We start from the raw sequence: 20,760 nt of genomic DNA, 5'->3' as shown, positions 1-20,760 counted from the left end.
ACTCACTAGTACTTCCGATAGACGGATGTCCTAGTAATCTGGACGCAGTTCCGCGCTGCCGAAGGAGCCAGTCGTGACCGCTGCCCCGCTGCACACCCCGCTGCACCCGGTCCGCTTCGTGACCGCGGCCAGCCTGTTCGACGGGCACGACGCCGCGATCAACATCATGCGTCGGATCCTCCAGTCCCAGGGCGTCGAGGTGGTGCACCTGGGCCACAACCGGTCGGTGCGCGAGGTCGTCGCCGCGGCCGTGCAGGAAGACGTGCAGGGCATCGCCATCAGCGCCTACCAGGGCGGGCACGTCGAGTACTTCAGCTACCTGGTCGAACTGCTCGCCGAACGCGGCGCGGAGCACATCAAGGTCTTCGGCGGTGGCGGCGGCGTGATCGTGCCGGAGGAGATCGAGCTGCTGCACTCGCGCGGCGTGGCGCGGATCTTCTCGCCCGCCGACGGGCAGGAGCTCGGCCTGGCCCGCATGATCAACACGATGGTGGAGGCGTGCGACGAGCCGCTGGCCGAGCGCCGACCGTCGTCGTGGGACGGGCTGTTCACCGGCGACGAGGACGTGCTGGCGAGGGCGATCACGCTGATCGAGGCGGGCGTGCTGCCGGCGGACGTGCGCGACCGGATGGTCCACGTCGCCGGCGAGCGCTCGGTGCCGGTGCTGGGAATCACCGGAACGGGTGGTTCGGGCAAGTCGTCGCTGACCGACGAGCTGGTGCGCCGGTTCCGGCTGGACCAGCAGGACAAGCTGCGCGTGGCGGTGCTGGCGGTCGACCCGACGCGTCGTCGTGGCGGCGGCGCGCTGCTCGGCGACCGGATCCGGATGAACTGCCTGGACGGCGACCGCGTCTTCTTCCGCTCGCTGGCGACCCGCCGGGCGGGCTCGGAGGTGCCCGACGGCCTGGGTGACGCGATCCTGGCGTGCAAGGCGGCGGGGTTCGACCTGGTCGTGGTGGAGACGCCGGGCATCGGCCAGGGCGACGCGGCGATCGTGCCGTTCGTCGACTTCTCGCTGTACGTGATGACGCCCGAGTTCGGCGCCGCGTCGCAGCTGGAGAAGATCGACATGCTGGACTTCGCGGACGCGGTCGCGATCAACAAGTTCGAGCGGCGCGGCGCGGAGGACGCGCGGCGCGACGTGGCCCGCCAGCTGGTGCGCAACCGGGAGGCGTTCGGCGCCTCGTGGGAGGAGATGCCGGTCTTCGGCACGTCGGCGGCGACGTTCAACGACGACGGCGTGACCGCCCTGTACCAGCACCTGCGCGGCGAGCTGGCGCAACGCGGCCTGGACGTGGCCGAGGGCGTGCTGCCGGTGGTGACCGGGAAGGTGTCGACGTCGGCGGCGACCGTGGTGCCGCCCACGCGGGTGCGGTACCTGGCCGAGATCGCCGAGGCGGTGCGCGGCTACCACCGCGCCACCGAGACGCACGTGGACGCGGTGCGGCGGGTCGCCCACCTGCGCGCGGCACGCGAGGAGCTGGCGGGGGCCGGGCACGACACGGCGGCGATCACCTCGCTGCTGGAGTCCGCGCAGGAGCGGGTCGACTCGGTGTCCGCGGAGCTGCTGGCGTCGTGGCCGCGGGTGGTGGAGGCCTACAGCGGCGACGAGATGGTCGTGCGGGTGCGGGACAAGGAGATCCACACCAAGCTGACCCGGGAGACGTTGTCCGGCAACAAGGTGCGGCGGGTGTCGTTGCCGCGCTACGAGGACGACGGCACGTTGCTGCGGTTCCTGCGCAAGGAGAACCTGCCCGGCCACTTCCCGTACACGGCGGGTGTGTTCCCGTTCAAGCGCGACGGCGAGGACCCGGCGCGGATGTTCGCGGGCGAGGGCGACGCGTTCCGCACGAACCGCCGGTTCAAGTACCTGTCGCAGGGCTCGGAGGCGACCCGGCTGTCGACCGCGTTCGACTCGGTGACGCTGTACGGCCGCGACCCCGACACCCCGCCGGACGTCTACGGCAAGGTCGGCACGTCCGGTGTGTCCATCGCGACGCTGGACGACATGAAGGCGCTCTACGACGGGTTCGACCTCACCGCGCCGACCACGTCGGTGTCGATGACGATCAACGGCCCGGCGCCGACGATCCTGGCGTTCTTCCTCAACACGGTGCTCGACCAGCAGGTCGACAAGTTCCGCGCCGAGCACGGCCGCGAGCCGTCCGAGGCCGAGGCGGACGAGCTGAAGGCGTGGGCGCTGTCGACCGTGCGCGGCACCGTGCAGGCGGACATCCTCAAGGAGGACCAGGGGCAGAACACCTGCATCTTCTCCACCGAGTTCTCCGTGCGGATGATGGCCGACATCCAGGAGTGGTTCATCCGGCGGAAGGTGCGCAACTTCTACTCGGTGTCGATCTCGGGCTACCACATCGCCGAGGCCGGGGCGAACCCCATCAGCCAGTTGGCGTTCACGCTGGCCAACGGGTTCACCTACGTCGAGTCGTACCTGGCGCGCGGCATGGACGTCGACGACTTCGCGCCGAACCTGTCGTTCTTCTTCTCCAACGGCATGGACGCCGAGTACAGCGTGATCGGCCGGGTGGCGCGGCGGATCTGGGCGATCGCGATGCGCGAGCGGTACGGGGCGAACGAGCGGTCGCAGAAGTTCAAGTACCACGTGCAGACGTCCGGTCGGTCGCTGCACGCGCAGGAGATGGACTTCAACGACATCCGGACCACGCTGCAGGCGTTGTGCGCGCTGTACGACAACACGAACTCGTTGCACACCAACGCCTACGACGAGGCGGTCACCACGCCGACGGAGTCGTCGGTGCGCCGGGCGATGGCGATCCAGCTGATCATCAACAAGGAGTGGGGCCTGTCGGCGAACGAGAACCCGTTGCAGGGCTCGTTCGTGGTCGACGAGCTGACCGACCTGGTCGAGGAGGCGGTGCTGGCGGAGTTCGACCGGCTCTCCGAGCGCGGCGGCGTGCTGGGCGCGATGGAGACCGGCTACCAGCGCGGCCGGATCCAGGACGAGTCGATGCTCTACGAGCAGCGCAAGCACGACGGTTCGCTGCCGTTGATCGGGGTGAACACCTTCCTGCCCGGTGACGGGAAGCGGGAGGACGTGACCATCGAGCTGGCGCGGGCGACCGAGGACGAGAAGCGGTCGCAGGTCGAGCGGACGCGCGCGTTCGCCGCCGCGCACGCGGCCGAGGCGGAGCCCGCGTTGCGCCGGCTGAAGGAGGCCGCCGCGTCGGGGGAGAACGTGTTCGCGGTGCTGATGGACGCGGCCCGGGTGTGCACGCTCGGTCAGATCACCGAGGCGTTCTTCGAGGTGGGGGGCCAGTACCGCCGCAACGTCTGATCAGCGGTGGACGCTGGTCCACTCGGTGTATCCGAGGACGCGCCCCGAAACTCTTAATGGGTGAAACCGCAGGGAGATGGCAGGGCGGTGGTTACCGATGAGGCGGTCGACCGGAAGATCGTTCGCAGTGCTGGTCTGCGCGGTGGTCGTCGGGTGTTCCGACGTGCCGGGAAAGCCGGTGTCCTCGCAGCTCACCACGATTCAGTCGACGGAGGCGTCCCAGGAGGGCACCGCGGCCGAACCCGAGCCGGGCGAGGCGACGGAACCCGAGGCGACGGATCCCGGCGGGGGCGAATCGGGTACTCGGGGGACACCACCGGCGCCCTCGTCCACCACGGCGGGGAAACCGGGAGCGCCCGGCAGCCCGATCCGCTACGACCCCAGCCGCCTGGCCCAGGGCCCGGAGGAGAAGAAGCGGACGATCGAGGCCCAGTTGGAGGAGCAGTGCGGCCCGAGCCGGTGCCACATCAAGGTGGTCACGAAGCTGCGCGGTAGCACCGGCTGCATCTCGGAGATCTCGCCCAACCCAGTCGACCGGGGCGGCACCGTGATCATCTACCACGGTCCGCAGTGCCCTGGCGACGGCACCACCGGGTCGGGCACCGTCGACCCCGGAGGTCCGTCGACGAAGACCACGACCACGACCACCACGACCACGACGGTCACGAAGACCTCGGCCGGTAGGTGAGCGTGGTGAGCACGCGCCGCACCGTCACCGCTCCCGCCTCGCCGGCCGTGCCCGACCTGGCCGATCCGCAGACGGGGCCGCCGCGGGCGCTGCGGATCGTGGCGTCGGTGGTCGCGAACACCACCCTGCTCACGGCCCTGCTGTACTTCTTCGGCCTGGTGGCCACGCAGGTGTTCTTCGCCCACTTCCGGGTGCACTACACGCTGCTCGGCCAGACCTCGGACGAGATCCTGGCGCGTGGCGCGGACGGGCTGTTCATGCCGCTGGCGGGGTTCGCGATCGCCGTCCTGCTCGTCACCTTCCTGGCCCGCTACCTGCGCACGCGGCTGTCCGCGCGGCGGTGGGCGGCGTTCCTGCGGGTCTGCGCGCCGGTGGCCGCCGTGCTCGGCGCCGCCCTGCTCGCGGTGACGGTGCCGATCACCGTCGACCCGGAGCCGTACCGCGGCTACCCCGGTCTGCCCGGGCTGGGTTTCGCGGTCGGCGTCGTCCTGCTGGCGTTCGCGTGGCGGCGGTGGAGCGTCACGGCGGGCCGTGGCCGCAAGGGCGCGGGATTCGGCGTCGCGGAGTCGGTGGCCGCGTTCCTGCTGGTCAGCATCGGCCTGTTCTGGGCGGTCGGCGACTACTCGAGCGCGGTCGGGACGCGGCGCGGCGCCGAGACCGAGGCACGGGTGCCGGAGATGCCCGCGTTGGTCGTCTACAGCGGGGAGAGCCTGAACCTGACCGGCGAGGGGGTGCGCCAGGTGACGTGCGCGCAGCCCGACGCGGTCCACAAGTACCGCTACGACGGGTTGAAGCTGCTGCTGCAGTCCGGGGGCCAGTACGTGTTCCTGCCCGCGACGTGGCGCACGTCGTCCGGCACCGCGTTCGTCGTGCCCCGCACCGACTCGTTGCGCCTGGAGTTCGGGCCACCGCACAGCACCCCGGCGTTGACCTGCTGACCGGAGCGGCTCACCGGCTGGACGCGCGCACCACCAGCTTGGTCGGCAGGAACGCGGGCGCGGGCTTCTCGCCGCCGTGCACCATGGTCAGCACGGCGCGGGCCGCGGCCACCCCGATCCCCGCCTTGTCCTGCGCCAACGTGGTCAGCGGCGGGTCGACCAGGGCGGCCAGCTCGATGTCGTCGAACCCCACCACCGCCAGCTCGTCCGGCACCCGCAGCCCCGCGTGGCGCGCCGCGAGCAACGCGCCGACCGCCATCTCGTCGCTCGCGCAGAACACCGCCGTCGGCGGCTCGGGCAGCGCGATCAGCGACCGCATCGCCGCCTGGCCGCTGGGCCGGTAGAAGTCGCCCTCCACCACGTACTCCGGCGGCACCGCCAGCCCTTCCCCGGCCATCGCCGAGCGGAAGCCGTCCAGCCGGTCCGCCGCCGGGCGGTTGGCCCGCGGCCCGGTGATCGTGGCGATCCGGCGGTGACCCGCGCCGACCAGGTGCCGCACCGCCATCGCCGCGCCGCCGACGTTGTCCGACGTCACGTAGGTCGCCCGCGGCCCGTCGACGTCCACGTCCACCGCCACGCACGGCAGCCCGGACTGGGCGAACGCGGTGAACGCCGAGGCGTCGGACCCGCTGTCGATGAGCACCAGCCCGCCGAGGTGGTGCCGCCGGGTCATGTTCACGTACGCCACCGGGTCCGCCAGCGACGCGCCGACCGCCCGCAGCGCCGCCGACCCGCTCGTGGCGAGCATCAACAGGTGGTAGCCGTGCGCGCTCAGCGCCGACTTCAACCCGATCAGCAACTCCTGCAGGTACGGGTGCCGCCAGCCGGGCCTGCGGTGGTCGGTGTCCCACACCAGGCCGATCAGCCCGGACCTCTTCGTGGCCAACGCGCGGGCCGACTCGTTGGGCCGGTAGTCGAGCTCGCGGGCCACCCGCTCGACCACTTCGCGCTTTTCCTTGCTGACTGTCAGCGGCTGGTTGAAAACGCGTGAAACGGTCGCCACCGACACCCCGCACAGCTGGGCGATCTCACGGATCGTGGTCATCTGCCGCCCTTTCTTTGTAACCGGTTTCAGTCGCTCAGCCAGTGCGTCCTGACCAGGGTGGACACGGTATCACCTGCGGAAACGTCGAAGCGTGGGAACGGCCAGGTTATGGTTTCGTTACTTGACGGTGTCGCGGGCCGGGGCTGTCATGTACACCACAGCGGCGGGGTGCGAACCCCGGTCGAATTCGCCGGAAACCCCCGGATCGACCCAACGCGTGTCCGGCGTGCCCGAAAACGGCCCGCTCATTGATGGAGAAGGAGAGCCGCGTTATGAGACGAACTCCGACCCTGGTCGGCGCGAGCCTGCTGGCCGCCGCCCTGGTCGCCACCGGCTGCGGCAGCGGCGCGGGCGACGGCAAGACCAGGATCACCATCGGGCTGTTCGGCAACTTCGGCTACCAGCAGCTGTTCGAGGAGTACGAGAAGGCGCACCCGGACATCGACATCACCGACCGCACCGCCTCCTACTCCGACCACCACAAGAACCTCGCCGCCCACCTCGCCACGAACAACGGCGCCGCGGACGTCGAGGCCGTCGACGTCGGCTACATCAACCAGTTCAAGGCCAACCCCGGCCAGTTCGTCGAGCTGAAGTCCGACATCAAGGACCGCTGGCTGGACTGGAAGTGGGAGGGCTCGCTGTCCAAGGACGGCAAGCAGATCGGCTACGGCACCGACATCGGCGGCCTGGCCATCTGCTACCGCCGCGACCTGTTCGAGGCCGCCGGCCTGCCGTCGGACCGCGACCAGGTCTCGGCGCTGTGGCCGACGTGGGAGCAGTTCATGGCCACCGGCAAGCAGTTCGCCGCCAAGGCCCCGGCCGGCGCCAAGTTCTTCGACGGCGGCCCCACCGTGCTCAACGCGATCGTCGGCCAGGCCCCGACCGGCTACTACGACAAGAGCGACAAGATCGTCGTGGGCGAGAACGCCGACATCAAGAAGGGCTGGAACCTCGTCGCGCAGGGCGTCGCCGACGGCCTGTCCGCCGGGCTGCTGCACAGCACCCCGCAGTGGAACACCGGCTTCAAGCAGGGCCAGTTCGCCACCCTCGCCTGCCCGGCCTGGATGATGGCCAAGATCAAGGACCAGGCCCCGGACACCGCGGGCAAGTGGGACCTCGCGGCCGTGCCCGGCGGCGGCGGCAACTGGGGCGGCTCGTACCTGACCGTGCCCAAGCAGGGCAAGAACGTCGACAAGGCCGTCGAGCTGGTCACCTGGCTCACCGCGCCCGAACAGCAGGCCAAGGTCTTCGCCAACGCGGGCCTGCTCCCGTCCGCGCCGAAGCTCTACAGCGAGCAGTCGGTCGCCCAGAAGGCCGACCCGTTCTTCAACAACGCGCCCGTCGGCAAGGTCTTCACCGACGCCGCCCGCGCGTTGAAGCCGCAGTACCAGGGCCCCAAGGCCGGTGACGTGCAGACCGAGCTCGGCAACGCCATGCAGCGCGTCGAGCAGGGCAAGCAGAGCCCGGACGAGTCCTGGGACCAGTTCGTCGGCGACGTCAAGAGGCTCGAAGACTGATGAAGAAGGACTGGCGCGAACGCCGCCACCGGTGGGACATCCGCTACGCGCCGTACGCCTACATCGCGCCGTACTTCCTGCTGTTCGCGGTGTTCGGCCTGTTCCCCCTGCTCTACACCGCGTGGGTGTCGATGCAGGACCGCAACCTGCTCGACGGCGACGCGGCCACGTTCATCGGCGTGGACAACTACGTCGAACTGCTCACCGCGGACCCGTACTTCTGGAACGCGATGGGCAACACGCTGAGCCTGTGGCTGTTCACCACCGTCCCGCAGATCCTGTTCGCGCTCGGCATCGCGCAGCTGCTCAACCGGCGGCTGCGCGGCCGGACGTTCTTCCGGATGGGCGTGCTGCTGCCGAACATCACCTCGGTGGCGGCGGTGACGATCATCTTCGCGCAGCTGTTCGGCCGCGACTTCGGGCTGATCAACTGGGTGCTGGAGCTGTTCGGCGCCGGCCGGATCGACTGGCAGGCCGGCACCGGCAGCTCCCACACCGCCATCGCCGCGATGGTGGTGTGGCGCTGGACCGGCTACCACGCGCTGATCTTCCTGGCGTCCATGCAGGCCATCCCGAGCAGCGTGTACGAGGCGGCCCGGCTGGACGGCGCGAGCGCGTGGCAGCAGTTCTGGCGGATCACCGTGCCGATGCTGCGCCCGCAGATCATCTTCTCCACGGTGATCGCCACCGCGGGCAACATGCGGCTGCTGGCCGAGCCGCTGCTGTTCAACCCCGGCGCGGGCGCCGCGACCGGCGGCTCGGACCGGCAGTTCCAGACCGCCGCGCTCTACCTCTACGAGCAGGGCTTCTCGAAGTTCGACTTCGGCTACGCGTCGGCCATCGCCTGGCTGCTGGTCATCGCGACGGTCCTCATCACCGGGTTGAGCTACCTGGCCGCGCGCCGCATCCGGACGGACTGAGAGGACACCATGACCACCGTGCTCGAACCGCTGGCGCCCGGCGCGCCCGCGCCGCACCGTCGGCGGCGCGGGATGCTGCGGATGCCCGGACCGTGGACCTACGCGGCGTTGATCGCCGTGCTCGCCGGGTCGGCGTTCCCGGTGTACTGGTCGCTCGTCGTGTCGTCGCAGACGCCCGACAAGGTGGACAGCGTGCCGCCGGTGCTGGTGCCCGGCGGCAACCTGTTCGCCAACATCTCCCGGGTGTTCGACCAGTCGGACTTCGCGCTGGCGATGACGAACTCGCTGATCGTGTCGGGAACCATCACCGTGTCGGTGGTGTTCTTCTCCACCCTGGCGGGCTTCGCCTTCGCCAAGCTGAAGTTCCGCGGCCGGTCGGCGCTCATGCTGCTCGTCGTCGCCACCCAGGCCGTGCCCACCGAGCTCGGCGTCATCCCGCTGTACATGATGATGAGCGACTTCGGCTGGGCGGGCGAGCTCCACGCGGTCATCGTGCCTGGCCTGGTCACCGCGTTCGGCGTGTTCTTCATGCGCCAGTACTTCGAACGCGCGGTGCCCGACGAGCTGCTGGAAGCCGGTCGGATGGACGGGTGCAGCTCACTGCGCCTGTACTGGCACGTCGTGCTGCCCGCCGCCCGCCCGGCCGCCGCCGTGCTCGGCCTGTTCACGTTCATGCAGGCGTGGAACGACTTCTTCTGGCCGCTGGTCGTGCTGCCACCGGAGAACCCCACCGTGCAGACCGCCCTGTCCACCCTGGCCAGCGGCTACACCACCGATTACACCCTCGTGCTCACCGCGGCCACGATCGGCACCGTGCCGGTGCTCGCGGTGTTCCTCCTGTTCGGCCGGCAGATCGTCGGCGGAATCATGCAAGGAGCTCTCAAAGGATGACCGACTTCCCTCAAAGATTCCGCTGGGGCGTCGCCACGTCGGCCTACCAGATCGAAGGCGCCGTCGACGCCGACGGGAGAGGACCGTCGATCTGGGACGCGTTCGGCGCGGTGCCGGGCGCGGTCGCCGGTGGGGATACCGGCGCGGTCGCCTGCGACCACTACCACCGGATGCCGGAGGACCTGGCGCTGCTCGGCGAGCTCGGCGTGGACGCGTACCGGTTCTCGGTGGCGTGGCCCCGGATCCTGCCGACCGGCGCCGGCGCGGTCGAGCAGCGCGGGCTGGACTTCTACCGCCGGCTGGTCGACGGGCTGCTGGAGCGGGGCATCGAGCCGTTCCTCACCCTGTACCACTGGGACCTGCCGCAGGCGTTGGAGGAACTGGGCGGCTGGCGGTCGCGGGACACCGCGGACCGGTTCGCCGAGTACGCGGTGGTCGTGCACGACGCCCTGGGCGACCGGGTGTCGAAGTGGACGACGTTCAACGAGCCGTACGTGTCCTCGATCGTCGGCTACGGCGAGGGCAGGCACGCGCCCGGCGCGCGGGAGGGCCACGGCTCCCTCGCCGCCGCGCACCACCTGATGGTGGCGCACGGGCTCGCGGTGCGGGCCATGCGCGGCACGCCGGGACACGAGTTCGGCATCGTGCTGAACCAGTCGCCGTCGACCCCGGTCACCTCGTCGGACGCGGACGTCGCCGCGGCGCGCAGGCACGACCTGCTGCTGCGCCGCCAGTTCACCGAACCGCTGTTCGCCGGCCGCTACCCGGACGACTACGAGGAGACGTTCGCGGGCGTCACCGACCTGTCCTTCCGCCGGGACGGCGACCTGGAGCTGATCTCCACGCCGCTGGACTACGTGGGCATCAACTACTACTACCGGCAGCACGTGGCCGACGCGCCGCACCGCGACCCGAACCCGGCCACCCGCACGTCGATCGACATCGGCATCGACACCACCCGCCTGCCGGACGTCCCCCGCACCGCGATGAACTGGCCGGTCGAGCCGGGCGGGCTGACCCAGACGCTGGTCGGGCTGAAGGAGCGCTACCCCGACCTGCCGCCGGTCTACGTCACCGAGAACGGGTGCGTGTACCCGGACAACCCCGGCTTCGTCGACCAGGAGCGCATCGACTACCTGCGCACCCACCTCGCGGCGGCCCACGACGCGATCACCGCGGGCGTCGACCTGCGCGGGTACTTCGTCTGGTCGTTCCTGGACAACTTCGAGTGGGCGCACGGCTACAAGCACCGGTTCGGCCTCGTGCACGTGGACTACGAGACGTTGGTCCGCACGCCACGGGCGAGCTTCCACTGGTACCGCGACCTGGTCGCCGAGCAGCGGGCCAGGACGGCCGCGGCGGGGTGACCCACGTGGCCGCCGTCGCGCGGAGGCGCGTCCGCGCGACGGCGGTCGTTCCGCCACGGGCTCCGGCCGGTGGCGTCAAGCCGACCTCTTCGGTCGCGGGCCGGGTGGGACGCGCTCGACGGAGTTCCCCGCCGACCTGAGGTCCCCGACCGTCACGGCCAGGGGTTCGGCGTGCACGACTTCCCGTCCGGCACGACCACGACACCCTGGTCGCTGCCCGTCGTGATCGACGCCAGCCCGTCGTTGTCCACGCTCAACGTCTGCTGCATCATCACCGGCGCCGGCGCGCCGTCCGCCGGGCACACCTCGTGGCCGAGGCCGAGGAAGTGCCCGACCTCGTGGTTGACCGCGTAGGTCCGGTAACCGCGCAGGTCGTCGCCGTAGGTGTGCGCGCCCCGGAACCAGCGCGCCGAGCTGAGGTGCACCGTCGAGCCGACCCGGCACGACGTGTCGTAGGGCAGCTCGAACCCGCACAACGACCGCGCGGTCCGCTGCGAGGTCAACCGGATCCGCAGCTCCGGCTCCACCTCACCGCCGACCCGCCGGAACGCGTGCCGGCTCGCCCACCCGCGCGGGTGCCGCAGCACGTGGTCGACCACGGCGGCGAACGAGTCGTCGCCGTGCGGCAGCGCCACCCCGTCCTCGACCTCGACCGCGTACGTGATGCCGGACGCGGGGGCCGAGCCCGACGGCGGCACGACGTGCCAGGTGCCCGCGCCCTGCTCGGGGAACGGCGGACCGGCCGGCAGGTCCGCGCCGGAGCGCAACGAGTCGACCGACGGCGCGCTCCGCTCCTCCGACGGCGTGGGCGAGGACACCGACGGCACGACCCGGGCCGACGGCCACGCCACCGTCGCCGGCCGGGCCTCCATCCCGACGTCCAACGCCACCACCGTCGTCGCCGCCAGGCAGACGCCGGTCAGGTAGGGCACCGCGGAAACCGCCCTCATGCGGGCTCCAGACCCGCCGAGCCGTACGTGCAGGCCGCGTTCCACAGCAGGAACGACGGCGCGCCCGCCTCTGAGGTGGCGCGCACCTGCGCCTGGACCTCACCCGGGCCGTAGTTGTGCCCCAACGAGAACGCCTGCAGCCACGGGATCACCGTCGCGCCGGTGCCCCCGGTCATCCGGACGAAGTCCGCGACCGACGCCCGCACGATCTCGTACGGCATGGCGTTCGGGTTGGCCACGCCGTACTCGTTCGGGCCCCAGTGCGACGGGTAGACCATCGGCGCGACGTAGTCCACGTGCGCGGAGATGGCCGGGATGTCCTGCGCCACGTCGGTCGGGCTGTGCGCGGCGATGCCGAACACCGACGCGCCCAGGTACGCGCCGTGCTCCCGCACGGCCGCCCGGTTCTCCTTCAGGAAGTCCACGATGGACTGCTCGGGGCTGGTGGTCAGGCCGGGGAACACCATCTGCCCGATCGGGCCGTCCGGCCGCCGCACGTAGTCGTAGAGGACGTCGTCGAAGCCGAGCGACGCGGCCTCACCGGCGATCGCGGTGTTGTACGCCCGCACCTCGGGGTTGGCGAAGTTGGTGAACGCGTACTCGCCGTAGTGCGCCGACCAAGGCGCGCCGGACGAGTTCTGCGCCAGCCGGTCGCGCGCGCCCGCCTGCCACGACGCCTTGCCGAGCACCGGGTCGCGGAACGCCACCAGCCTGCCGACCACCCGCAGCCCCATCCCGTGCAGCTCGTCGAGCACGGCGCGCGCGTCGTAGTAGTTGCGGTTCGCGCCGATCTGCCTGGCCAGCGGCACCTGCGAGTCGTAGCCGATCTCGCCGCTCTCGTCCTTGATGTCGAGCTGCACGGTGTCGATGCGGCCCTCGCGCGCCATCGCCAGCACCGGGTCGCGCAACGACGCCGTGGCCCACGCGGCGGCGCTCATGTGCACCCCTCGCATCCCGGGGTGGGTGACCTTGACCGCGACCTCCTGGCGCTGCGCGTTGCCCGCGGCGTCGCTGGCCTCGACCTGGACGCTGGTGGCCGCCGACTCCAGCGAGACCTCGAACTTCCCGTCGCGCACCGGCACCCGCTGGTCGCCCACCCGCACGGTGTCCGCGCCGTCCGCGCTGCCCTTCACCGTCACCGGGCCGCGCGGCGACTCGGCCTCGACCACGTCCACCTTCAGCGCGGGCGGTGTGGCGTCCACGGTGAACTCGCGTTGCACCTCCACGTCGGGCATCCAGGGCAGCGGGTTGGCCGCCCGCACGGACAGCGTGTGCCTGCCCTCGGCGAGCTTGACCCCGGTCAACGTCATGCGGCCGTCGGCGCGTCGCGCCTCCACCGGCTGTCCGTCCACGTGCACGGTGACACGGTCGAGCCCGCTGACCTCCGCCGTGGTGATGGACACGCGCTCTACACCCGAAGGAGTGACAGCGGTGCCGTCGCCCAGCTCCGCCACGGCGAGGCCGACACCGCGCCCGTGGACGATCGTCGTGACGACCCCGGCGATCAGCAGCAGCACCACGACGCCGACGACTGGGATCAGCACGCGCTTGAGCTTCCGGGGCGATTCCGACATCGGGTGACTCCGATCTGGCGAGGCATCGGTCATCAGCGACTTGACCGGGTGGCGGAGCGCCAAACCCAAGGTCATCCGAAGGGGTGTACCACGGTGTCGACCCGGCCGCGGCGCGGAACCATTCGACTGTGAACACCACGTCGACGCCGGTCCGGACCGTTGTGGCGCTCGTCGCGGCCCTGTGCTGCGGCTGCGCCGGCCAACCCGGCGCGGGGCCGCCCGACGAGGCCGCGGCGCAGCTGCCCGCGCGCTCCTCGTCCGCCGCGCCGTCCTCCTCCGCGCCGCCCGACCCGGCGGCCGTGGGCGCGAACGAACTCGGCCAGGTGCCGATCCTGATGTACCACCGGCTCGTCGAGCAGACCACGTCCGTCTACGACCGGACGCCAGCGGCGTTCCGGGCGGAGCTGGAGCGGTTGGCCGCCGAGGGGTACGTGCCGGTGACCACGACCGAGTACGCGACCGGGCGCATCGACCTCCCGGCCGGCGCGCACCCCGTCGTGCTGACGTTCGACGACGGCGACGCGACCCAGTTCGCGCTCGGCGCCGACGGGAAGCCCGCGGCCGGCACGGCCATCGCCATCCTGCTGGACGTCGCCGCGCGGCACCCCGGCTTCCGGCCGGTGGCCAGCCTGTACGTCAACGCCGGGCCGTTCGGGTCGCCGGACGGCGCGGCCCTGCGCTGGTTGCGCGAGCACGGGTTCGAGATCGGCAACCACACGCGCGACCACACCAACCTCGCGTTGACCGACGACGGGGGAGTGCAGGAGGCGATAGCGTCCGGGCAGCGGGAGATCCAGCGGGCCGTGCCGGACTACCAGGTGTCGAGCCTGGCGCTGCCGTTCGGCGCGATCCCGTCGAACGGCGCGCTCGCCCTGCGCGGCGGCTACGAGGGCACGCAGTACGAGTACGCGTGCGTGCTGATGGTGGGCGCGGGCCCGGCGCCGTCCCCGTACGCGGCGGACTTCGACCCGGCGCGCACGCCCCGCATCCGGTCACAGGACCCGACCGGCGAGGACGCCCGCTACGGCTCCACGGTGTGGCTCGACCAGCTGGCCGCCTCGCCCGCGCAGCGCTACACGTCCGACGGCGTGCCGGACCGGATCTCCTACCCGTCCTCGGCCGGCGTCGCCCCCGCACCGAACTTCGCCGACCGCGCGGTCGCGTACTGAGGCGTGCTCAGGCACGCACCACCGCTCAGGCTGCTGCCTGCCTGGGGGTCAGCGCCTGCCGAGCCGTGTCGCCCCGCCTGCCGCCGCCCCGCCTACCGCCCTGACCTCACGCGGTGGCGCGGGCGTGGTTGCGGAGGGCGATCGCGGCCCGTTCCAGACTGCCCAGCACGCCCGGCGGCAGCTCGTGGTGCCGACCGACGACCTCCTGCGCCATGACCTGCATGGGCGCCGACTCCTCCGCCTCCACCACCGCGAGCACCTTGAACGCCGTGCCCGGCGCGAACAGCACCCGCTCCTGGACCACGCTGCCGAACGAGTCGACCACCGAGACCCGCCGACCCGTCACCGACCAGAGCAGGAACTCCACCCGCCCGTCGACCGGCACCTGCGGCCCCGCGACGGTGTTGAGCAGACCGTGCTCCACCAGCACGTCACCGGTGCGGAACCGGCGCGCGTCACCCCAGCAGACCGTCACGCCCTGGTGCGTCGGCAACCGGCGCAGCCCCGACACCACCGACGCGGCGTACGGCCACAACCGGCCCAGCTTCCCGCTGCGCAGCGCCTCGACCAGGATCTCCTCGTCGTTGCGCAGGCACGCCGACACCGCCGCGAGGTCCGTCACCACCGCCTCGAACGCCTCCGGGTCGTCCGGGCGCTCCACGATGTGCCGGCACGCCACCGCCGCGTGCTCGCCGTACCGCTCGCCCAGCATCCGGCGCACCGCGTCGCGCTCCGGCTCCGTGCTGCGGTGGTCGACCGGCACGACCTCCTCGCCCACCTGCTCACCCCACACGGGCGCGGGGGAGTCCGCCAGCGGGCCGTCCACGCTCAGCGGCACCGGCTCGTCGGAGGTCACGGGCGGCGCGGGCTCCTCGGCCACCGGCGGGCGCGGCATCGGCGACGGGTCGCAGAACACGACCTTCAGCAGCCGCCGCACCTCCGGCTCCAGCCGCTCCACCAGCGACGCGCCCGCCACCGCGACCGCGCCCGCCGTCGTGCGGCCGGGCGAGCCGACGGTCAGCCGGGCCCACTCCGGGTCCACCGGCAGCGCCCGCACCTCCGGTCCGTTGTCCTCCGCGTCACGCACCCACAGCCCGGACGGCACGACCTCGAGCACCACGCCGCCACCCAGGTCGAAGATGCCCGGCCCGCGTTCCACCAGCCCCTGCACCGGCACCCGGTAGCCCGAGACGACCGGCGCTCCACCCGGCGCGTAGCGGACCTCGGTCACGTACGGCCGCCAGGTCTGCTGCCCGCGCGGGTTCACCGCCACCACGGCCGCGCCGCTGCGCAGCGCGCCCACCGGCAGGCCCGTGTACAGCGAGATCGGCTCGCCGAGCCCTTCCGCCACCGCCTGCGCCTGGTGCTCGCCGCCGTACCAGACCAGCCGCACCCGCGACCGCGCCACCGACGGCAGCCCGCCGAGCAGGCGGCACACCTCCTCGGTCGGGATGGCCGGCTGGCCCGGTCCGCCGATCACGACGGTCAGCACGTTGTCCCGGCACGGCAGCCCGATCACCGCCCGCGCGTCCGGCGCCTGCGGGTCGAACTGCGCGCGTTGCGCCCGCAGCCACAGCCCGGCCGGGATCGGCTCGGAGATGCCCACCTCGCCCGTCGGCCACGGCGTGTTCGGGTCGACCGCCTCCCAGTTCGGCACCGGGAACCGCCTGCCCATCGGCACCGGCGACGCGCCCGGCAGGAACCGCAGCCAGCAGCCGTACCCGCCGTTGCCCGCGACGAACGCGGCGCCCGGCACGGTGGTGACCGCGCCGTCCGGCGCCACGACCTCCGCCTGCAACTGCTCGGTCAGCCACTGCGCGGGAGCCGTCGGCCGCATCGAGCCCGAGTGGGGCGTCATCAGCCGCACCGGCCCTCTGCCGTGCAGCGCGGCGGCCACCGCGGGCCAGAACGACGTCTCGTCACCGGCCGGCGGCTCGACGACGACCACCGTGCGACCGCGGTCGACCGGCAGGCTCCGGCCGAGCGCGACCGCCGCGGGGCTCGCGCCACCGGGCGGCCCGACGATCAGCGTCGCCCCGGCGAACGAGGCCGAGAACTGAGCGGGCGCGGGTGCGGGCGCCGGTGGCGCCGCCATGGGCTCTCGTTCGACCACCGGCTCCACCTGCGGGGCACGCTCCTTCGGTGCGGCACGTCGGAACTTCAAGGCGCCCGATCACCTCCAGGCACGACAGTGCGGGAACGCCAGCACTCTACGCGGATTCACCCGATCGAGGTCGGGCGCGTTGCTCCACCCTCGTCCACTGTGGACCTCAGAGCGGCTCCGACCAGCGCGCCGAAGGCCACGTGGTCCGCCCACTGCGCCGCCCGGTGCAGCTCCCGGACCGCCGGGAACCGCCGCCCGACCAGCTCCAGGTCCACCGCCGCGATCACCGCGCCCGCCACCGCGCCGGTGCGGGCGTCCAACGGCCACCGCCGGTCGACGGCCGCCAGCACGGCGGTCCAGAAGGCCGACACGCCGAGGTGGGCCACCGCGCCGCGGATCACACCCGTGCCGCCGAGCAAGGACGCCGCCGCCCGCGTCGACCGCAGAACGTCACCATCGGTGCACAGCGCGTGCACGGTCGACGGCACGCCGCCGAACACCGATCCGACCAGCCACGCCCGCGCCAGGCGTGGGCCGGACCTGCGACGGGTAACCGGCCCGGCGGGTGCTCCGCGGGCGCGCGTGCTCCGTTCTGATTCCATGTTCGAACCTGTGTTCGAGTATGACAAGATCGCGGTGAACCACACCGACGACGTGCCCGACCGTATCCGGACAACGGGGACCGCGCGTGCTCGCGCGCCTCGCTCGGCTACCGTGAACGCCGCTCGACACACGCCACGACCTGGGGAGAACGACCCGGTGACCGCTGAGATCCTGTACGGGGCCGACGACCTGACCCACCTGGAGGGTCTGGAGGCAGTGCGCAAGCGCCCCGGCATGTACATCGGGTCCACCGACAGCAGGGGCATCAACCACCTGTTCACCGAGGTGGTCGACAACTCCACCGACGAGGGCGTGGGCGGCCACGCCACCAAGATCGTCGTCACCCTGCACGCCGACGGCAGCGTCCAGGTCGACGACGACGGCCGCGGCATCCCCACCGGCACCCACGCCAAGTCCGGCCTGTCCGGCGTCGAGCTCGTCCTCACCCGGCTGCACGCCGGCGGCAAGTTCGGCGGCTCCGGCTACAAGACCTCCGGCGGCCTGCACGGCGTCGGCGCGTCCGCCGTCAACGCCCTGTCGCACCGCTTCGACGTCGTCGTCCGCCGCGAGGGCAAGACGCACGAGATGTCGTTCGCCCACGGCGTGCCCGGCGTGTTCGACGGGCCCGGTCCCGACGCCGGCTTCACCCGCCAGTCGGGCCTGCGCGTCACCGGCCGCACCAAGCGCACCGGCACGTCCATCCGCTACTGGTACGACGCCCGCTACTTCGAGAACGGCGCCGCGCTCGACGTCGAGGCCGTCCGCACGAAGCTGCGCAACACCGCGTTCCTCGTGCCCGGCGTGACCTACACCCTGCGCGTCGCCACCGACGACGCGATCAGCGAGGAGACGTTCCACTACCCGGGCGGCCTGGTCGACATGGTCGACTACCTCGCGCCCACCGGCGACAAGCCGGTCACCGGCACGCTGCTCATCACCGGCGCCGGCGTCTACCACGAGAACGCGGCCGACGAGAACGGCGTCATGCGGTCCAAGGTGGAGCGCCACGCCGAGGTCGAGATCGCGCTGCGCTGGGGCACCGGCTACGAGCGCATCGTCGAGTGCTTCACCAACACCATCCGCAACGTGCACGGCGGCACCCACCGCCGCGGCTTCGAACGCGCGGTGCTCAAGTCGGTCCAGGACGCGATCGGCAAGACCAGGGGCCTGCTCAAGCCCAAGGAGGACCCGCCGACGCTCGACGACGTGCTGGAGGGCATGACCGCCGTCGTCCACGTCCGCATCCCCGAACCGCAGTTCACCTCGCAGACGAAGGACGAGCTCTCCACCGCGGGCATCACCAAGGTGGCGCTCGGCATCGTCGAGAAGCACATCAAGGCCTGGACCGAGGACCGCCGCACCAAGGGCGAGGCCAAGCTCGTCCTGCAGAAGGTCGTCGACGCCTCGCGCGTCCGCCTGACCCAGAAGCAGCAGAAGGACGCCGCCCGCCGCAAGACGGCCCTCGAAGGCGCCGCGATGCCCGCGAAACTGGTCGACTGCCGCACCACCGGCGTGGCCCGCAGCGAACTTTTTCTCGTGGAAGGCGACAGCGCCCTCGGCTGTTTCACGGGTGACACGTTGGTGGCACTGGCCTCGGGACGTGCGATGAGCTTCGCCGACCTCACCGCCGACTGGGAACGCGGTGTCACCCACTTCGGCTACACGACGAACCGCGCCGGCCGCGTCGTCGTCGCACCGCTAGTGGAGCCTCGCCTGACCAAGCGTGACGCCCCGCTGGTGCGCGTCACGCTCGACAGTGGCGAATCGGTCCGCTGCACACCGGATCACCTGTTCCGCCTCCGCGACGGCTCCTACCGGCGAGCGGACCAACTCCAGCCGGGTGATTCGTTGATGCCGCTGTACCGATCGACCTCGGCCAAGGCCTCGGGTGACAAGCTCGAGGGCTACGAGCGGGTCTGGATGAACGACCGCGAGGAGTGGGTCTACACGCACTACCTCGCCGACGCCTACAACCTCCGTCACGGCCTCGACAGCGCTGACAACGGCACCGTCCGTCACCACGTGGACGTCGACAAGCGCAACAACGACCCCCGCAACCTTCGCCGGATGACGTGGGACGATCACGCCGCTCTCCATGCCTCGATGATGGGCGAGCACGTCCACGCCGGTTACCGGGCCTGGCTGGCGGAGGGCGGGCTCGAGTTCAAGTCGGCGATGTTGTCGGCGCAGTGGGAAGACCCGGACTTCCGGCAGGCGTGCCTGGCGCGGTTGGCGGCGCTGAACGCCGACCCGGAGTTCCGGCGGCGGATCGAGCAGGGCTTCCAGGACTGGTACGGGTCGCTCACCCAAGACGAGCGGATCGACTACGCCGAGCGGATGCGCGAGCGGCAGGCGGCTTACTGGGCGCATCCCGAACACCGGGAGGCGGCGGCCGAGCGTGTTCGGCTGTACTTCGCCGAGCCGGGTCGCAGGGCGGAGTGGAGCGAGAGGTCGAAGCGGCAGTGGGCCGACGAGGACCTGCTGGCGTGGCGCTCGCAGAAGACGGTCGAGCAGTTCTCGGACCCGGCCGAGCGGGAGCGCCAGAGGGCCGCGGTGATCGCCTGGCACGAGGAGAACCCGGAGTTCGGGGAACGGCACTCGCTGCGGATGAAGCTGCGGATGCTCGACCCGGACAACGACCACCTGGCCAAGGCCCAGGCCGGTCGGCGTCGCTACGTGGAGTCGGTGCCCCGGTCGGAGCGCGTCGCCAAGCAGCAGGAAGGCAGGCGACTGGCGGCGCTCAAGCGGCTGCGCCCGCTGCTGTCGTTGACCGACGCGGAGATCGGCGCGGCGTACGACGCGGACCGCCTGATCAACGCCCGCACAGGCCTGAGGTTCGAGCGTCTGGTCGAGGGCTTCGACGGCGACTTGGACCGGCTCCGCAAGGCCGCGGCCCACGTCAACCACGCCGTGGCGTCGGTCGAACCGCTCACCGAGACGGCCGACGTCTACGACCTGACGGTCGACGGCTATCACAACTTCGCGCTCGAAGCGGGCGTGTTCGTGCACAACAGCGCGCGCATGGCGCGCGTGTCGGAGTACCAGGCGTTGCTGCCGCTGCGCGGCAAGATCCTCAACGTGCAGAAGGCCAGCCTCGCCGACACCCTGCGCAACGTCGAGATCGCCAGCATCGTCCAGGTCCTCGGGGCGGGCACCGGGCGGACGTTCGACCTCAACACCATGCGCTACGGCCGGGTGATCCTGATGGCCGACGCGGACGTCGACGGCTCGCACATCCGGACGCTGCTGATCACCCTGTTCGCCAAGTACATGCGGCCGGTGATCGAGGACGGGCGGCTCTACGCCGCGATGCCCCCGCTGCACAAGGTGATGACCAAGGGCCGCAACCCGGAGACCCACTTCACCTTCACCCAGCGCGAGATGGAGCAGAAGGTCGCCAGGCTGGAGAAGGCGGGCAAGACGGTGGTCAAGCCGGTGCCCCGGTTCAAGGGCCTCGGCGAGATGGACGCGGACGAGTTGTGGGAGACCACGATGAACCCCGCGACCCGCTCCGTGCGCCGCATCACCATGCACGACGCGGAAGCCGCGGAGGCCGCGTTGGAGTTGCTGATGGGCGAGAAGGTCGAGCCGCGCCGGGCGTGGCTCGTCGAGTCGTCCGCCCGGGTCGACCAGTCCGCGATCGACATCTGAGCCGCCTGACACACGAGGGAACGACCG

General features: G+C 71.6%; 14 protein-coding genes. 9 read left to right on the top strand and 5 right to left on the bottom strand.

The window, feature by feature from the left end; genetic code table 11:
* Window positions 1-73 precede the first annotated feature (73 nt).
* From icmF to AB0I91_RS25150, 3 genes are all read left to right on the top strand, one after another.
* On the top strand, window positions 74-3,313 hold the full coding sequence (gene icmF / locus AB0I91_RS25160) for a fused isobutyryl-CoA mutase/GTPase IcmF (RefSeq protein WP_499639119.1): 3,240 nt from the start codon (window positions 74-76) through the stop codon (window positions 3,311-3,313).
* Between the two features lie 163 nt (window positions 3,314-3,476).
* Window positions 3,477-4,001: a hypothetical protein gene (locus tag AB0I91_RS25155; RefSeq protein ID WP_499639117.1), complete on the top strand. Its 525-nt coding sequence runs from the start codon at window positions 3,477-3,479 to the stop codon at window positions 3,999-4,001.
* A 5-nt stretch (window positions 4,002-4,006) separates the two neighbouring features.
* A complete protein-coding gene (locus AB0I91_RS25150; RefSeq protein WP_499639115.1) occupies window positions 4,007-4,939 on the top strand; it encodes a hypothetical protein in 933 nt (310 codons plus the stop codon).
* Window positions 4,940-4,949: 10 nt separating this feature from the next.
* Here AB0I91_RS25150 and AB0I91_RS25145 read toward each other — a convergent pair whose 3' ends face one another.
* Window positions 4,950-5,984, bottom strand: coding sequence for a LacI family DNA-binding transcriptional regulator (locus AB0I91_RS25145; protein WP_498780180.1), 1,035 nt, complete (start codon window positions 5,982-5,984; stop codon window positions 4,950-4,952).
* Window positions 5,985-6,256: 272 nt separating this feature from the next.
* Here AB0I91_RS25145 and AB0I91_RS25140 point away from each other — a divergent pair, with 272 nt between their 5' ends.
* From AB0I91_RS25140 to AB0I91_RS25125, 4 genes are read left to right on the top strand one after another with little or no spacing between them, the layout of a single operon-like run.
* Complete coding sequence (locus AB0I91_RS25140; RefSeq protein ID WP_498780179.1) at window positions 6,257-7,504, top strand: ABC transporter substrate-binding protein; 1,248 nt, start codon at window positions 6,257-6,259, stop codon at window positions 7,502-7,504.
* A complete protein-coding gene (locus AB0I91_RS25135) occupies window positions 7,504-8,424 on the top strand; it encodes a carbohydrate ABC transporter permease (RefSeq protein WP_498780177.1) in 921 nt (306 codons plus the stop codon). Before AB0I91_RS25140 ends, AB0I91_RS25135 begins: the two co-directional genes overlap by 1 nt.
* 9 nt (window positions 8,425-8,433) lie before the next feature.
* Window positions 8,434-9,315, top strand: coding sequence for a carbohydrate ABC transporter permease (locus AB0I91_RS25130; RefSeq protein WP_498780175.1), 882 nt, complete (start codon window positions 8,434-8,436; stop codon window positions 9,313-9,315).
* Window positions 9,312-10,682, top strand: a complete 1,371-nt coding sequence (locus AB0I91_RS25125) for a GH1 family beta-glucosidase (protein WP_499639114.1) — start codon at window positions 9,312-9,314, stop codon at window positions 10,680-10,682. Before AB0I91_RS25130 ends, AB0I91_RS25125 begins: the two co-directional genes overlap by 4 nt.
* A gap of 152 nt (window positions 10,683-10,834) precedes the next feature.
* On the opposite strand, the gene AB0I91_RS25120 is transcribed toward AB0I91_RS25125, so the two are convergent.
* Both AB0I91_RS25120 and AB0I91_RS25115 read right to left on the bottom strand, forming a co-directional pair.
* Window positions 10,835-11,632 carry a DUF3152 domain-containing protein gene (locus AB0I91_RS25120; protein ID WP_499639113.1) on the bottom strand — a complete coding sequence of 266 codons (798 nt, stop codon included), beginning with the start codon at window positions 11,630-11,632 and terminating at the stop codon, window positions 10,835-10,837.
* Window positions 11,629-13,176 carry a putative glycoside hydrolase gene (locus tag AB0I91_RS25115; RefSeq protein WP_499639112.1) on the bottom strand — a complete coding sequence of 516 codons (1,548 nt, stop codon included), beginning with the start codon at window positions 13,174-13,176 and terminating at the stop codon, window positions 11,629-11,631. Before AB0I91_RS25115 ends, AB0I91_RS25120 begins: the two co-directional genes overlap by 4 nt.
* 158 nt (window positions 13,177-13,334) lie before the next feature.
* On the opposite strand from AB0I91_RS25115, the gene AB0I91_RS25110 reads away from it, so the two are divergent.
* A complete protein-coding gene (locus AB0I91_RS25110; protein ID WP_499639111.1) occupies window positions 13,335-14,375 on the top strand; it encodes a polysaccharide deacetylase family protein in 1,041 nt (346 codons plus the stop codon).
* A gap of 106 nt (window positions 14,376-14,481) precedes the next feature.
* Here AB0I91_RS25110 and AB0I91_RS25105 read toward each other — a convergent pair whose 3' ends face one another.
* Together AB0I91_RS25105 and AB0I91_RS25100 are read right to left on the bottom strand one after the other, a co-directional pair.
* On the bottom strand, window positions 14,482-16,470 hold the full coding sequence (locus AB0I91_RS25105) for a hypothetical protein (protein WP_498780168.1): 1,989 nt from the start codon (window positions 16,468-16,470) through the stop codon (window positions 14,482-14,484).
* A gap of 125 nt (window positions 16,471-16,595) precedes the next feature.
* On the bottom strand, window positions 16,596-17,081 hold the full coding sequence (locus AB0I91_RS25100) for a hypothetical protein (RefSeq protein WP_499617958.1): 486 nt from the start codon (window positions 17,079-17,081) through the stop codon (window positions 16,596-16,598).
* 157 nt (window positions 17,082-17,238) lie between these two features.
* On the opposite strand from AB0I91_RS25100, the gene AB0I91_RS25095 reads away from it, so the two are divergent.
* On the top strand, window positions 17,239-20,733 hold the full coding sequence (locus tag AB0I91_RS25095; protein WP_499639110.1) for an ATP-binding protein: 3,495 nt from the start codon (window positions 17,239-17,241) through the stop codon (window positions 20,731-20,733).
* The last annotated feature ends 27 nt before the right edge of the window (window positions 20,734-20,760 follow it).

The organism is Actinosynnema sp. NPDC049800 (assembly GCF_040656635.1).
GTDB lineage: Bacteria > Actinomycetota > Actinomycetes > Mycobacteriales > Pseudonocardiaceae > Actinosynnema.
This window is presented reverse-complemented; position numbering and strand designations above follow the sequence as displayed.